This window comes from Legionella oakridgensis ATCC 33761 = DSM 21215, assembly GCF_000512355.1.
Lineage (GTDB): Bacteria > Pseudomonadota > Gammaproteobacteria > Legionellales > Legionellaceae > Legionella_A > Legionella_A oakridgensis.
The window spans coordinates 1485722-1502044 of sequence record NZ_CP004006.1 but is presented as its reverse complement, the minus strand read 5'-3'; the positions used below and the strand labels follow the sequence as shown (position 1 = coordinate 1502044).

Below are 16323 nucleotides of genomic sequence, written 5' to 3'. Positions count from 1 at the left end.
ATAAAGCAGGAGAAGTGCTAATGAAGTTTGGACTGGATGAGCGCCGAAAACATCGCTTGGTCGGGATCGTGGTCATATTATCGATCACTGCCATATTTTTACCTGCCCTTATGAAAAAATCCAATGAACATCTGGACGAAAAAATTAATTTGTCAGTACGGCTTCCTGCTAAACCATCCCTTCCTGAGGTGATAAAACCTGAAGAAAAAACAATGTTTCAATCTATTAAAGTGGCGCATGTTGATATCGCTGCGGTCAATGAACCGACACGGCTTGCCCATTCAGTAAAGGCAGAATCATTAAGCACAGTGAGTGTCGCGGCTATCCCTGAAAAAGTACAAGCACAATTAGCAACCAATCAGATAGAATCGGTTGTAAAAAATCAGGTCGTTATTCAAGAGGTTGCTTCTCGTCAATCCAATCAAAACAAGATCATGGAAGCGAAAGGGAACGTTAAAAAAGAAATCGTTGCAACGACGGTTCCTTCTAAAAATACGGTGATTACTGCTGCAGCCAATAAAAAAGATTTTTATTCAGTACAGTTGGGAACGTTTTCTTTAAAAAGTAACGCCGTTTCTTTGGTGTCACGCTTACGCAATAAAGGTTATAAGGCCACCTATACAAAAACAAGCAACAAAAAAGGGGACTTTTATAAAGTAATCGTTGGCGAGTTAACTCAGAAAGAAGAGGCACAACATTTGCAAAAACAATTGGCGGAACAAATCCAGTTAAGTGGTTTTGTTGTTAAAACAGGGGTGAGCTGAAGATATGGCCTGGCATTGGGTAGATTATTTTATTTTGATTGTCATTGGGTTGTCGGTGATCACAGGATTGTGTCGCGGCTTCATTAAGGAGCTTATTGCTTTAAGTGTGTGGGTGTTGGCGATTTGGCTTGCGTTCAATTATTCCCAAAGGTTAGATCCTTGGCTACAACCTTATCTCCAAGACAATACCGCACGAATGGCAGTTGCTTTTATTGCTGTTTTGTTAGCTACGTTGATTGTTGGTGGCTTGTTTAATGCTTTATTGAGCTTCATATTAACCAAGTCTGGATTAAGCGGGACAGATCGAATATTAGGAATAGGATTTGGGTTTGTACGCGGTGTGTTTATCGTGGCATTAATTATGCTTGTGGTTAAATTAACATCGTTGCCTTATCAGGAATACAGTCAGCAATCTCGTTTGTATGCCAAATTTGATCCAGTGGTGAATTGGCTTTCTGGCTTTATGCCAGATTTCATAAAACAGGTGAAGATGTATGATAAAAATGAAACAATCATTGATATAGAGCCTGCTCCTTGATGTATTGATATACTGCTGAAGGCAAGTAATTCCGGACATCTGTCCTGCTTTTTATCTGTTTACGCAACCATGAAGATGAAATATCGTATTGGCCAGCATCATAACAAAATATTTTTCCATGGGATTCTGTGAGCAGGTTGCTTTTTTCTGTGGTTTTTTTCAGTGATAACAGCGCTTCCAATGATTGAGGCATGGCAGGCGGATTTATTTGAGGGCGTTGAATCACTAAAATATGACTGAGTGCCAATAGCCGTTGCCACTGATACCATTCTGGCAAGCGAAGAAATGCATCCATCCCCATGAGAAGTGTGATAGGAATTTTTTCACCGATTTCCTCCCGAAAGCTTTCCAAGGTATTTACCATATAAGAGGGCGCATCACGTTCAATTTCCCGAGTATCGATGTGAAATTCCCGATAAGGCAGCAAGGCTAGTTGCAACATGCTAATACGCTGTTCACAAGAGGCTTGAGTGGCTTCCTTTAACACAGGAGTTTTGCAAGGTAGAAATACAAATCTTTCAAAATGAAATTCATTTTGTACGGCAATTGCAGTGTTTAAATGACCATTATGGGGAGGATCGAAACTTCCCCCATAAATAATTAAATGACGCATTTGATTTAATCCCATTCCATAAAGGATTCAATTTTGGTGTCCGCTTTATGCGCTGCAAGAGGGAAACCAGAAGAGTGTTCTGTTCGACTTTTTAAAGCTTCATCCAGACTGACAAAGCGATAACCATGTTGCCGATACATGGTGAGAATGTCTGGCAAAGCATAAGCGTTCAACAAATTAGCATGAATAAGCAGGATTTGCGATTGCTCAGTTTTTCGTGAAGTACGACTACGTTCCTCGGCCATCAATGTTTGTTGCCATAGAAAATCAAGATAGGCAGGTTTCAATACGGTCATAAAGGCCCGGCGACTGTTCTCAGGAACTGCCAATAAAAGTTGATTAAAAATAAAATCCTTACTATCTATCGTCACAGGAGCGATTTGATAATTTTTTGAAGAAAGATAATGCAGCACTTTATTTTTTTTGTTGTTATTTCCCATTTCTAAGTAAGGATAACGAAAATATTTAGGCTCACTGAGTATTGGTTCCAATATTTTATCAGCTTCATCAACGTCTTGAATGTAGGTATCCGCATCTACTTTTTTAAATTAATATGGGATGAAGTATGATTTCCCAAACCTAATCCAGCATCACGGAACTTACGCAGCACCGGCCAATTTTCTGGCTTGACGTTATTTGCAATGATGAAGCCTGTTGCTGGAACTTCATTGTCTTTAAATGATTCAATGATCATGTTTAAATGAAAGTTTTTGCTTTCACCAACAAAAGGCAAATCATCAATTGTAATAGCAACTTGCCTGTTTTGAGCAACACTCACGTTTGTTAAAAAAGGAAAAAAATGACAGGTAGCAAATATAATCTGGACAAAGCAATTCTCGTTTTTAGTTAAATTTATCACTGGTATATCATTTAACCTACATAGGTAAAACTTAACCAACATGGGATCATAAGGCAATATAATATTAAAAACAATCAAATCGATTGCTAAAAAATTAATTTGTGCTTGAGCAAAATAGAATGGCTAGGTATTCCAATCCATGCCAGATTTGATTGTTTTGATTCGATTTAATTTGTTCATCCAATTGCTTGCTTAAATGTAATAATTGATACAACTTATCAAGAGAAAAGCGGGTTGATGCGGCCTGGTATAATCTGGCACGTTGCGGCCATATATTTAATTGGCTGCAAGCCATTGTAAATGGTATAGATTGTTTAATTTTATGTAACAATTGAATCATCTGCCGAATTTCCTGTGTTATCAGCCATAAGATCAAAGTTGGTTCTTGGCGATTATGACAGGCTTGGCGCAGAAGATGAACGGCTTTTTCTATCTGGGCGGCTAAACAGGCATCCGCTAATTCATACAATTGATAATCACATTGATCAGTCAAATGTGGTATGACATGTTGGCTGGTCAGTACATTATTTTCTTCATAAATCAAGGCCAGTTTTTCAATGATCTGGGCACAAGCAAGCATGTTTCCTTGAGTGTATTGATGAATCAATGCAGGGATTGCTGAATCATGATGTATGGAACGGTGCTTCAATTCGGAAGCAATCCAGCTTTGCAGCGCTGCTGCTGTCAATGGGAATGCTTGTACTATCAAGACATTATCATGGTTAGCTAACCATTGTAATTGCTTAATGGGTATTTGCGGTGCTCTTAATATAATCAGGCAGTGGGGATTAATGTGTTCCAGGTAATGATTTAACACTTCTTTACCGGGTTTTTCAATCGTTTTTTTATCCAGATAAACATTCAGCAGGGTTTGTTTGGCAAAAAGAGAATAACTGTTTGCTTCTTCAATGAGCAAAGTCCAGTCGGATGTGGTGTTGCAATTAAGAGTCTTTTCATCGGTTTCAGCCTGGCATAACCAAGTTTTTTAACCTGCAGAGCAGCGTCATTGAGCAAATAAGGATCGTGCCCGATTAAAATATTCATGGCATAAAGCTTATGTGTTAAGGTCGTAGCCAGTGCTTGATGTTTAATGAGCATGTTAACGATGTTTGATTGAACATTGGCTGGTTTTACCATGCAGGAACTGCCATTCCGTGCATAAAGACATTGCCGTTTTGCAGGCATCACTTCCTGTTGCATTCCAGGAGTGCCCATTATTATCAGTAACTAAGCAACGGTCTTCAATTAAAGAAAGAGGCCCTTGCTCACAATACGATTGTGCGGTTTTGCAATGCTGTTGAGCAGATTTATTTTTACATTGGGCTTCAGCAGCCTCCATTGCTTGTTGCAAGGTATCACCTAACCCTTGATAACTGCGTTCCTGAGAATCAAAAGCAAAACATTGCCATTGCCCAGGAGGGATGGCGGCGGAAAGAGAAGTGGTAACTAAGTATATTAATAAGCTGGCGTATTTCATGTTTACATTTCCTTAATAGGCAAGTCAATAACAATCTTTTATTTAAAAAAGTGTCTGTTATTACTGCAGGAATGCAAGCGTTTTGTATGCGAGCAATTAGCTGGCTTGATATCGACTAAGCCGATATAGCATTTGTAACGCTGCATCACGGCGCATTTCCCTTTTAATAATGGCTTCTTCCTCATCTGAGCCCAGTATTCTGTCACTATTCACAGTGAGTTGTCGAGTAATAACCAGTTGACCCGATGGAATAATTTCTTTGCCTTTTGCTTGTTGCAGTTTAAATTGTACGGTATAGATTAGTTGATATTGGCGAGGCGTTGTACTGGAGCTGACACTGGCAATTTGCTGTTGAAATGAATCATTTTGCAGAAACAACCAATAATGTGCTGATGCTGGATCAGAGCTAACATCAACATGATAAGCCTGCAATTGTTCTGCCAATAATTGCTCCAGTTCACGGTGTTCACTTTGATTGATAATGGCAACACGGTCAAGCCAAGGTGGCATATCAACCATGCCGCGCAAATGAAATCCACAGCCTGTTAGTAGCAGTAACAACAGGCAAGTCAAATAATTATATCGCATAAAAAATTTCATTAGCCAATAACAAGATTGATGAGTTGGCGATGAGCGACGACAATTGTTTTTTAATGGATTTCCCATCAAGAAAAGCAGAGACATTCTTCTTTGCCAATTCAATTAATGAATCCTCGGAAGTATCAACAGCAGCAGTAAATTGTCCTCTGAGCTTACCATTGACTTGCACAATAAATTCAACTTCATCCATTTTTAAAGCGCTTTTGTCAACTTTCGGCCAAGGTGCGTCAATAATAATTTTCTCAAATCCCAGCTGCTGCCATAAATGATGACAAATGTGTGGGGTAATAGGAGCTAGAAGACGAAGAAGAATGCTTAAACCCGCATGCAGAAAATATTTATCATCCTCTGTTTCAATTTTATAAGAGGAAAGCTCATTAAACAGTTTCATGCAACCTGAAACGACCGTGTTGAATTGCTGCCGTTCATAATCTTGATTGACTTGGGCTAAAATTTGATGCACTGTCAAACGTGATTTTTGTAACCGGCTATCACAATTTTGCCAATTGATGGCGCTATTCCCATCTAGTATGAGTTCATTAATTTCTATTATTAATGAACGATATTGATAGGCAAAGGCCCAAAGACGTTTTAAAAATCGATGTGAACCTTCTACACCAGAATCAGACCATTCCAAAGATTGCTCTGGTGGGGCCGCAAACATGACAAATAAACGCGCAGTATCTGCTCCGTAGGTTTCAATTAAATGATTGGGATCAACAATATTTCCCAACGATTTCGACATTTTATGACCGTCGCGAAGAACCATGCCTTGACTTAATAGTGCTTTGAAAGGTTCGTCCGAATTTACCAAACCTTCATCACGCATTAATTTATGGAAAAAGCGAGCATAAAGTAAATGCATAACGGCATGTTCAATGCCCCCAATGTATTGATCCACTGGTGTCCAGTATTTTGCCCGGTCATCCAGCATGGCATTTTCCTGGCCTTTGCAAGCAAAACGGGCATAATACCAGGATGACTCAACAAAGGTATCAAACGTATCTGTTTCCCGCATGGCGTCTTGTCCACATTTAGGACAGTTGGTGTGGACAAATTCATTGCATTGTGCCAGAGGAGACCCGTTTCCGGTAAATTCAATATTTTCCGGCAAAACAACGGGTAATTGATCTTCCGGCACCGGCACAATACCGCATATTTCACAACTGATCATGGGGATAGGTGTTCCCCAATAGCGCTGTCTTGAAACTCCCCAATCACGAAGGCGGTAATTGACTTTTTGTTTACCTGCTTCATGTTTTTCCAGCCATGCTGTCACTGCCGTTTTTGCTTCAGCAGAGGATAATCCGTTGAATTCATCAGAATGGATTAAGATGCCTTCCGTTGTGAAGGCTGATTTTTCTAAATCATGGGTTTGCTTGTCTGCAGGCTGAATTACTTCCAATTGTGGTAATTGATATTTTTTTGCAAATTCCCAATCACGTTGATCATGAGCCGGTACGGCCATAACAGCGCCGGAACCATATTGCATCAGAACAAAATTGGCTACCCATATGGGCACTTCCTTCCCGCTAATTGGATGAATGGCAATCATCCCGCTGTTTATACCACGTTTTTCCATGGTAGCTATTTCTGCTTCGGCCATTCTTACTCCCTGACAACTGTCAAGAAAGGCTTGTACTTCTTGATTCTGCAATGCAGCTTGTTTGGCAAGAGGATGATCGGGCGCTACAGCCAAATAGGTAACACCCATGATGGTATCGGGTCTGGTGGTGTATATTTTAAGCCGTTTTGGATAATCAGGAACTTTAAAATAAATTTCAGTCCCTTCAGAACGCCCAATCCAGTTGCGCTGCATTTGTCTGACTTGTGCGGGCCATTGTTCTAGGGTATCCAGATCATTTAATAATTCATCTGCATACGCGGTAATTTTTATAAACCATTGTGAAATTTCCTTATGTTCTACCAAGGCTCCTGAACGCCAACCACGACCATCAATCACTTGCTCATTGGCCAGTACAGTCTGGTCGACAGGATCCCAATTTACAATGGCATTTTTTTTATATACAAGGCCTTTTTCATAAAGTTTAATGAAAAACCATTGTTCCCAGCGGTAATAATCTGGATCACAAGTGGTGATTTCGCGCTTCCAGTCGTATGCATTCCCCAATTTTAAGAATTGCTCTTTCATGGCCGCGATGTTTTGTTTTGTCCAAACGGCTGGATGAATTCCATGTTTGATTGCTGCATTTTCAGCGGGTAAGCCAAATGCATCCCAGCCTATGGGTTGTAAAACATTCTTTCCAAGAGCTCGCTGATAGCGGGAAATAACATCGCCGAGCGTATAATTGCGAACGTGCCCCATGTGCAGAGAGCCACTGGGGTAGGGAAACATGGACAGACAGTAAAATTTTTCTTTATTCAAATCTTCAGTGACGTGAAAAACTTGTTTTTAAGCCAAAATTGTTGGGCTTGTTCTTCAATTTCTTGCGGTTTATAACTGTTATCCATAGTTTGTAAGTCAAAATTTAACGTAAGTTGGTAAGAATAGCGTCTCTTGTGTTTTGCAGCAATAGTAGATTCGCCATGAAATTAGATTCATCATGTCAGGTTGGAATAAAATTATCCAAATTCAACATGGTTTTGCTGAATGTTGTCATGAGTTACCGATTTGATTTTTTATTCAATAAGGCCATGGAAAAAATAAATAGGCTGATGAGCAATATAGGAAGGTCGCCTAGATAAACCCAAGGTGAGGCACCAGTCAATGGCTGTATCATGGCCTCAAGCGTTCCTGCCGTGAAAGCTGGTAATGAGGCAAGAACATCACCATTGGCATCAATAACAGAAGATAATCCGTCATTATTGGCGACGACCTGAAATCTTGCTGTTTGAATGGATAACGCTTGAGCCATTTGCAATTGTTGATACATAGCAAAGGAATGACCAAACCAGCCATCGTCGCTGATGGATACAATCCATTCGGCTCTTGGCAATTGATTGCGTAATAATAGTGGGTATGCCAGCTCATAACATATTAAAGCGGCAATGGGATGGTTTTGCACCTCAATAAGAGATTGATTTTTTTTGCCATGATTCATATTGGCTGTTGGTAAAGACAGCCATTCAATTAATTGTTGAAATGGTCGGGGAATGAATTCACCAAAAGGTACAAGATGTTGTTTTAAATAACTGCCTTTGGCTTGTCCGAGAGATACCATGGCATTGTATAATTGCATTTCATCTGCGCCAGCAGGTTGAAGAATTCCAAGTAATATGGCGCTGCCATTTTGTTGTGCTTTGTTATCCAAGGTATCAAGAAAATCGCTGATGTAACTGGCTGGAACAGGGATGGCTGACTCAGGCATGACGATCAATTGATTTTTCCCAATTAATTGTTCGGTAGTGGTTTGATAGTATTGCTGCAATTGCCAGAACAGTGATTCATCCCATTTGTCGCGCATGGATAAGTTGGCTTGAATAATCCCAACAGAAATTGGTGAAGCGCTGGCCGTTCCCCAGGCTTGATTTTTCAAGAGAGAAGGACATAGTAGCACTAAGGCAAAAGCAATAAACCACGGGTATTGCTTATATCGCCCGGATAGTGCGCCGGTTGCCAGAAACGTAGCAGACAAACAGGCAAAAAAACTGGCACCATAAACACCAAGGATTGGCAACAAATACCTAAGTGGTGTGTCTGTTTGCCCAAAGCCAAGTAACAACCATGGGAATCCCCCCATGATGGTGGCTCGTAGAAATTCTCCCAGGCACCAAAGAGCGCTGAATAATAAACAGGAAAAAATAAAAGAACGTTTTGGGGAGAGCTTTTTATACACGAACGTTATTAATGCCGGATATAAAGCCAAATAGGCAACAAAAAACAAGGTAATGGTTGCAGAACCCAGAGAGTGGAGGTGGCCATATTCATGGATGCTGATATAAACCCATGAAACGCCTAAGCCTGCTGAACTTAACCCAAATACGAAGCCGATGTAAAAAGCATGCCTTAATGAGGCGTGATGAAGCAAACCAAATAAGATTGCAATTCCTAATATGGCGAGTCCTGGAAGATGAAATGGAGCAAAACCTAATGGAAATAACAGACCAGCTAAAACAGCAGGGAATAGATAAACATACCGGTAGGAAGATGAGTGGGCTGCAGGCAACCAGTTGGTTGCAGTTGTTTGAGTCATTTTTACAGGTAAATATATAAATGCTGTGACAATAGATGAGTTGGTTGCGAAGGTCAAGTTTGTTCCAACTCATGATAAGGCAAAATCATGCTTTGGTTATATTATATTTTATTTACGTCATTTCCGTGTAGGCGAAAATCCATCGTATACACGCAGTCAAGAGTCATCATAAAAAATAGATTTCCATTTGTATGGGATGACGCATTTTAGTCACTTTGTTCGGGCATTTGTTAATCAAATTGATATGATCTTACCCTGCCTTCATAACAAACAAGCCATGCCAGGTAAGTTTGTTTTTGCTGGACATGGATACAGTAGCAAGGATTTTTATATTACCCAACACTGACATATGACAGAAGACATGCTTTAATGGTTGGGGAACTAAGTTTAGTGTACGATGACATCTCATGATTAAAGGAGGCGTATTGTATGTATAACGTAATGATTACAGGGGCAGGGAAAATTGGTGCTTTGATTGCGTGCTTATTGGCTGACAGTGATGATTATCAGGTTCATTTGGCGGATTTGGAGTTCAATGGCACGGATGTTGCCCGTCTATTAAAAGCCATACCTTGCATTAAAACAGTTGCGCTGGATGTCAGAGAAAAAACATCCATACAATCGTACATTCAAAAGCATAACATTATTGCAGTTATCTCTAGTCTACCTTATTTTTTAAATACGCACGTGGCTAAAGCGGCTAAAGAAGCCAAAGTGCATTATTTTGATTTAACAGAAGACACGTCTGTGACACAAGCTGTTAAATCTATTGCAGCTAACGCCAGTACCGCTTTTGTTCCGCAGTGCGGCTTAGCACCTGGTTTCATTAGCATTGCTGCAAACACATTGATGCAAGAATTTGAACATTGTCATCATGCCAAACTGAGGGTCGGTGCATTACCTCAACGAGCAAGTAATGCTCTTCATTATTCGTTGACTTGGTCCACGGATGGTCTGATTAATGAATACGGCAATCCATGCCATGGTATTGAAGCTGGTAAACCAATGGTACTGGCACCGCTGGAAGGTTTGGAATCAATACAAATTGATGGTTGTGAATATGAAGCTTTCAATACCTCAGGGGGATTAGGAAGTCTTGGTGAACTTTATGCCGGTAAAATTCAGAGTTTGAATTATAAAACCATGCGCTACCCCGGCCATTGTGCAAAAATGCGCTTTCTAATGAATGATTTGAAATTAAATGATGATCGAGAAACCTTAAAACATATCTTGGAAAAAGCCATTCCGAAAACTTATCAGGACATTGTGATTGTGTATGTTGCCGTAGAAGGAATTAAGGAAGGTGAGTTAACTGAGAAAAGTTATGTAAAAAAAATATATCCAAAATCAGTACGTGGTCTGGAATGGTCCGCTATCCAAATTAGCACCGCTTCAGGAGTTTGTGCGGTGGTTGATTTGGTTTTAGGACAAGCGAACGAATATCATGGCCTGATACTACAAGAAAATTTTCGCCTGGCTGATGTATTGGCAAATCGGTTTGGCCAACATTACGTCTAGATTCTGAAAAAAGGTTAACGTATCTGAGCGGCCTGGCAGAGCATGAGGTGTGTCCATCGTCATGGATAATGACGCGTCGTTACAAAATTGGATAATTCAGGAGACAATATTATGGATTTTTTATCGCGTCTTAATATTCAAACGGTTAATCCCGGGGCCTATGCTGGGTACTCGTGGGAAAGTAAAACGACTCATAACCGTTTTCAGTCAATCAATCCAAGTAATGGCGAAAAAATTGCTGAAGTGGCCAATTGTACCGTGGAAGATTATCAATATGTTATCCAACGTGCCCAAGAAGCCTTTATAACCTGGCGTGAAATTCCTGCTCCCAAGCGTGGTGAAATCATTCGTCAGATAGGTCAAGCATTGCGTGAACATAAAGATTGGCTAGGAAGTCTCGTTTCTTTGGAAATGGGGAAATCAAAACAAGAAGGAGATGGTGAAGTACAGGAAATGATAGATGTGGCTGATTTTGCTGTTGGGCAATCCCGTATGTTATATGGGAAAACCATGCATTCAGAGCGGGCAAACCACCGCATGTATGAACAGTGGCATCCTTATGGCGTCATTGGCATTATTTCTGCTTTTAATTTTCCAGTGGCGGTATGGTCATGGAATGCTTTTATTGCTGCTGTTTGTGGTAATGCCACCATTTGGAAACCTTCTGCTAAAACGCCATTATGCGCTATTGCAACCCATTATATTTGTAGTCAAGTACTAAAACAAAATAATTGCCCTGATATCTTTTCGCTTATTATCTCCGAATCTCATGATGTAGCCGAGACGCTAGTGAATGATCATCAAATACCATTGATTTCATTTACCGGCTCAACGGCTGTAGGTAAAAGGGTTGCGGCAAATGTGGCTAAACGTTTGGGGAGGACCATTCTTGAGTTGGGTGGGAATAATGCCATTATTCTGGAGGAATCTGCCAATCTTGAGTTAGCCATACCCTCGATTGTCTTTGGAGCGGTAGGAACGGCAGGACAGCGCTGTACGTCAACACGACGTTTATTGGTTCAAAATACTATTTATCAGCCGGTTATTGCGCGATTGCAGCAGGCTTATAAGCAAATTACCATAGGTGACCCACTGGATAGTAAACATCTGATGGGACCTTTAATTGATAAACAAGCTGTGGAGCAATTTAATCGCGCGATTGAGCGTATTGTTGCGGAAGGCGGACAATTATTATTTGGTGGCAAATCTTTGGAGCAGGCGGGATATTTTGTTCAGCCGACATTAGTGGCAGGCTTGAGTAACAGCAGTAAAATTGTCCAGGAAGAAACATTTGCGCCGATTCTCTATGTCATGCCCTTTGAGTCAATAAATGAAGCAATCCGGCTGCAAAATGAGGTGCCTCAAGGATTATCTTCTGCACTGTTTACTCAGAATTTGAAATACGCAGAACAGTTTTTAAGTGTGCGTGGCAGTGACTGTGGCATTGCCAATATTAACATTGGTACCTCAGGGGCTGAAATTGGCGGCGCTTTTGGTGGTGAGAAAGAAACAGGTGGTGGACGTGAATCTGGTTCAGATGCTTGGAAAGGTTACATGCGTCGACAAACTAATACGATTAATTGGGGGGATTCATTGCCATTGGCCCAGGGAATAAAATTTGAGATCTAATAAAGGAAGTCATTATGCAAGAATCATTGGTCATACAAAAAGTCGCCGTTCTCGGTGCGGGTGTTATGGGGGCGCAAATAGCTGCCCATTGTGTTAATGCAGGTTTTGAAACGCTCCTGTTTGATTTACCGACAAAAGAAGCAAGTCATAATGCTATAGTAGACAAAGCCATTATTAACTTAACGAAATTAAAACCATCTCCGTTGGCGACACCAAAAACAGCGACGTTATTGAAAGCAAAAAATTATGACGATAACATAGCGGACTTAAAAGATTGTGATTTGATTATTGAGGCTATCGTAGAACGCTTAGATTGGAAAGAAGCCTTGTATCAACGAATCTCTCCTTATTTGCATGAACAATCCATTCTTGTCAGCAATACTTCCGGACTGAGTGTTAATTCATTAGCCCAATCTCTTTCCAGCAATCAGCGTAAACGTTTTTGCGGCGTGCATTTTTTCAATCCCCCCCGGTACATGCATTTAGCGGAATTGATTCCATCGGCAGCAACGGATACAGCGTTATTGGATCATCTTGAGGCATGGTTGACTCGTTATCTTGGAAAAGGTGTGGTGCGAGCTAAAGACACTCCTAATTTTATTGCAAACCGTATCGGTGTGTTTTCCTTACTGTCGACCATGCACCATGCTTTGGAATTGGGACTTGGGCTTGATGAAGTCGATGCGTTGACTGGAACGTTATTAGGACGTCCAAAATCGGCGACGTTTCGTACTATGGACGTCGTTGGACTTGATACGATGGCGCATGTGATTCATACCATGCAACAACAACTGACGAACGACCCCTGGCATGCTTTGTTTAAATTACCGACTTGGCTAAGTCATATGATTGATCAGGGTCATCTGGGTCAAAAATCAGGGCAAGGTATTTATCGTAAACAGGGTAAATCCATTGAAGTATACGATGTTGAAACCAATCAATATCGTGAAGCGCATGGAAAAGTGGATCATGAAATTCAAGACATCATGCGCTTGCCAGCACCAGAGCGCTTTAAGCAATTGCTGCACTCCAACCACAAGCAGGCTCGTTTTTTAGCGGCTTGCTTTTGTGATCTTTTCCATTATTGTGCTTATCACCTAGAAACGATTGCCCATACCGTGCGTGATATTGACTTGGCGATGCGTTGGGGATTTGGCTGGCAATATGGACCTTTTGAAACATGGCAAGAAGCGGGTGTGGCTGCCATCAAGCAATTCATCGAGCAAGCCATTCAGACGGGGCATGCGTTAGAACATGCCAAGCTTCCATCCTGGCTGACGAAATTGAATGATTTTTATAGCAAAGAAGGCGCATTTTCACCAGCCAGTCAAGAATTTCAAGACCGTAGTTCATTGAGTGTTTATAAAAGACAATTTTTCCCTGATCGAATAATAAACGAGCCTCGTTATCAAACTGAGACTTTGTATGAAAATGAAGGCGTGCGTTTATGGCATTTGCAGGACAATGTGGCGGTGGTTAGTTTTAAAACCAAGGCTAACACAATTGGTCAGGCTGTTCTTGATGGTTTTAGTAAGGCATTGGACATTGCAGAAAAACAGTGCCAGGGACTAATTTTGCATCAATGGGATGAAAATAATTTTAGTTCAGGCGCAGATTTGCGAGGAGTTGCTGAATTAATCCGCACTCATCAAACCAATGCGCTAGAAACCATGATAGAACAATTTCAACATCTGGCCATGCGATTAAAATACAGTCCGATACCCATCGTTGCTGCGCTGCGAGGACGCGCCTTGGGTGGAGGGTGTGAGTTAATGATGCATTGTGATCGTGTCGTAGCTGGTTTTGAGTCCTATCCCGGCTTGGTGGAGGTTGGTGTCGGTCTTATTCCTGCTGGTGGTGGATGCAAGGAAATGGCCATGCGTGCAGCCGCGAAAGCTACGGATGCAGACTTGATGGTTTTTTAAAACCTTACTTTGAACAAATTGCAACAGGTTATGTTGCAGGCAGCGCGCCAGAGGCATCGCAACGCGGGTATTTGGGCAATAAAGATGGTTGGGTCATGCATAAAAATGAAGTGTTGTATGTGGCGCTGGTCGAAATTAAAGCGATGCAAGCTGCCAATTATACCCCTCCCATGGCGAGTCGTTTTAAAGTGGCTGGGCGAGAAGGGTGGGCACGTTTGCAGGTTGGGCTGGTCAATTGGCTCGAAGGAGGATTTATATCGCAACACGATTATTTTTTGGCGGATCAATTAGCAAGCGTATTATGTGGAGGCGATGTCAATCAAGGTGAATCTGTGGATGAAGCTTGGATATTAAAATTGGAAAAGGAAGCGTTTATGACCCTTGCTGCGATGGAACAAACCCAGGCAAGAATTGGTCATTTGTTAGAAACCGGCAAGCCGCTGCGTAATTAAAAGGAGATTCATCATGACAAATGTATATGTAGTAGACGTATTACGCACTCCGGTTGGTAAAGCTCCAAGAGGAGTTTTTAAAGATACTTTGCCGGATGATTTGCTGGCTCATACGATAAAGAGTCTAATGCAACGCCATCATGATATAGATTGGCAAAAAACAGGAGATGTGGTTATTGGCTGTGCTATGCCTGAAGCGGAACAAGGTATGAATGTGGCTCGTATTGCATCGTTGCTTGCTGATTTGCCACAATCTGTGCCCGCTATGACCATTAATCGTTTTTGTTCCTCTGGTGTGCAAAGTATTGCAACGGCAGCGGCTTCGATTGCTCAGGGTGATCTGTCATTTGCTTTGGCAGGTGGTGTTGAAAGTATGTCCAAGGTGCCTATGGGGGGAAATAAATATACAGCCAACCCCGCCATTTTTAATAACGAGCATATCGCCATTGCCTATGGCATGGGGATTACTGCAGAAATTGTAGCAAAACGTTGGGATATATCACGCGAACAGCAGGATGAATTTGCAGCGGAAAGCCATAAACGTGCCATTGCAGCACAACAACGTGGCGATTTTAAAGAAGAAATCAGTCCAATTGAAATTACAGTGCGTCAGGTTGATTTAGCCAAGTCGGAAGTGCTCCCTAAGAAACGTTTAATTTGTGATGATGAGGGGCCAAGAGCGGATACGTCTTACGAAACCATTTCACGGTTAAAGCCTGTTTTTGCAGCCAAAGGAAGCATTACGGCTGGCAACAGTTCTCAAATGAGTGATGGTGCCGGACTTGCTTTACTTGCAAGTGAAAAAGCCTTGAAAGAGTATCATTTAAATCCTTTGGGCCGCTTATTGAGCTTTGCCGTCGCTGGTGTTCCCCCGGAGATAATGGGGATAGGGCCTGTGCATGCGATACCGCTTGCTTTAAAAAAAGCTGGATTAACATTGGATAAACTTGACTGGATAGAATTAAATGAAGCGTTTGCTGCACAAGCGCTGGCAGTGATTAAAGCATTAGACTTGCCTCGTGATAAGGTGAATCCGCTTGGTGGTGCCATTGCCTTAGGCCACCCATTAGGTGCAACGGGCGCTATCCGTACCGCAACTCTATTGCATGGTCTACGTCGCATAAAAGGTCGGTATGGCATGGTAACCATGTGTATTGGTACTGGTATGGGTGCTGCCGCAATTTTTGAAGCTTTGTAGGCATGATTTATACATGATAAAATTTGAACGCTCAGTAGCATTTTGGCACCTAAAATAGGAGAAGCTATGACTCGAGAAGAAATGATTTGTCGCATTGTTCGTACAATAACCAATAATAAATCATGGCGAAAAGCCTGTTGCGGTTAATGCAATCACCTAAGTTATCGGAATTACTTGCTTATAAAAATCAGCGAGTCATCCAATATTATTGCCATTACCATATTGAGGTAACCCCAGAGCAAGCAAATCAACTCTTTACTGATTTGCTTGCTTGGTTATGGCTTAATGTCTATCGCCAATTAAATAATCGCCGTACTTATTTGTTTGGGCCATTACTACTATTGGATGACCTATGGCATGCTTTTATCCTGCATACCCGCGATTATTATGCATTTTGTATTCATTTTTTTGATGCGTATATTCACCATGAGATTGAGACGCCTGGTGCCGAGCATGAATTATCAGCAGAAGAACTTGCTGATTTCTTGCAAGATTGTTTTGAGCATCTGGGTGAAGAATGGGTGCTGCGATATTTTTCTTCTTTGCTAGGCAACTCAAAAACTGATTGAACGTAGTCACTTGATTGACGGTTTAGG

12 protein-coding genes and 3 pseudogenes are annotated in these 16323 nt (G+C 41.3%); 7 read left to right on the top strand and 8 right to left on the bottom strand.

The window, feature by feature from the left end:
- Positions 1-20: 20 nt before the first annotated feature.
- Both LOA_RS07350 and LOA_RS07345 read left to right on the top strand, forming a co-directional pair.
- Positions 21-764 carry an SPOR domain-containing protein gene (locus LOA_RS07350; RefSeq protein ID WP_025385769.1) on the top strand — a complete coding sequence of 248 codons (744 nt, stop codon included), beginning with the start codon at positions 21-23 and terminating at the stop codon, positions 762-764.
- Between the two features lie 4 nt (positions 765-768).
- Positions 769-1302, top strand: coding sequence for a CvpA family protein (locus LOA_RS07345; RefSeq protein WP_025385768.1), 534 nt, complete (start codon positions 769-771; stop codon positions 1300-1302).
- Here LOA_RS07345 and nadD read toward each other — a convergent pair.
- The 8 genes and pseudogenes from nadD to lnt all read right to left on the bottom strand — a co-directional run bounded on the left by nadD (position 1277) and on the right by lnt (position 9005).
- Positions 1277-1915 (bottom strand): nicotinate-nucleotide adenylyltransferase, encoded by a 639-nt coding sequence (gene nadD, locus LOA_RS07340; RefSeq protein ID WP_025385767.1) that lies wholly within the window; start codon positions 1913-1915, stop codon positions 1277-1279. The genes LOA_RS07345 and nadD overlap by 26 nt on opposite strands.
- A gap of 5 nt (positions 1916-1920) precedes the next feature.
- Positions 1921-2406 carry a polysaccharide deacetylase family protein gene (locus LOA_RS16230; protein ID WP_420795664.1) on the bottom strand — a complete coding sequence of 162 codons (486 nt, stop codon included), beginning with the start codon at positions 2404-2406 and terminating at the stop codon, positions 1921-1923.
- Positions 2407-2450: 44 nt separating this feature from the next.
- Entirely contained in the window at positions 2451-2774 is a 324-nt protein-coding gene (locus tag LOA_RS16225; protein ID WP_420795663.1) for a polysaccharide deacetylase family protein, read from the bottom strand.
- Between the two features lie 94 nt (positions 2775-2868).
- Positions 2869-3732, bottom strand: a pseudogene (gene holA, locus LOA_RS07330) (DNA polymerase III subunit delta); the annotation flags it as partial.
- Between the two features lie 141 nt (positions 3733-3873).
- Positions 3874-4251, bottom strand: coding sequence for a hypothetical protein (locus LOA_RS07325; RefSeq protein WP_025385766.1), 378 nt, complete (start codon positions 4249-4251; stop codon positions 3874-3876).
- A 96-nt stretch (positions 4252-4347) separates the two neighbouring features.
- On the bottom strand, positions 4348-4839 hold the full coding sequence (locus LOA_RS07320) for an LPS-assembly lipoprotein LptE (protein ID WP_025385765.1): 492 nt from the start codon (positions 4837-4839) through the stop codon (positions 4348-4350).
- A gap of 11 nt (positions 4840-4850) precedes the next feature.
- Positions 4851-7323, bottom strand: a pseudogene (gene leuS, locus LOA_RS07315) (leucine--tRNA ligase).
- Between the two features lie 152 nt (positions 7324-7475).
- Positions 7476-9005: an apolipoprotein N-acyltransferase gene (lnt, locus tag LOA_RS07310; RefSeq protein WP_025385764.1), complete on the bottom strand. Its 1530-nt coding sequence runs from the start codon at positions 9003-9005 to the stop codon at positions 7476-7478.
- A gap of 429 nt (positions 9006-9434) precedes the next feature.
- Between lnt and LOA_RS07305 the strand changes: the two genes are divergently transcribed.
- The 5 genes and pseudogenes from LOA_RS07305 (at position 9435) to LOA_RS07285 (ending at position 16296) form a co-directional block, all read left to right on the top strand.
- Positions 9435-10523, top strand: a complete 1089-nt coding sequence (locus LOA_RS07305) for a saccharopine dehydrogenase family protein (protein ID WP_025385763.1) — start codon at positions 9435-9437, stop codon at positions 10521-10523.
- Between the two features lie 111 nt (positions 10524-10634).
- Complete coding sequence (gene amaB, locus LOA_RS07300) at positions 10635-12152, top strand: L-piperidine-6-carboxylate dehydrogenase (protein WP_025385762.1); 1518 nt, start codon at positions 10635-10637, stop codon at positions 12150-12152.
- A 14-nt stretch (positions 12153-12166) separates the two neighbouring features.
- Positions 12167-14529: pseudogene (locus LOA_RS07295) on the top strand (3-hydroxyacyl-CoA dehydrogenase NAD-binding domain-containing protein).
- A gap of 13 nt (positions 14530-14542) precedes the next feature.
- Positions 14543-15727, top strand: coding sequence for an acetyl-CoA C-acyltransferase (locus LOA_RS07290; protein WP_025385761.1), 1185 nt, complete (start codon positions 14543-14545; stop codon positions 15725-15727).
- Between the two features lie 122 nt (positions 15728-15849).
- Positions 15850-16296, top strand: coding sequence for a glycine-rich domain-containing protein (locus LOA_RS07285; protein ID WP_337589107.1), 447 nt, complete (start codon positions 15850-15852; stop codon positions 16294-16296).
- Positions 16297-16323 lie beyond the last annotated feature (27 nt).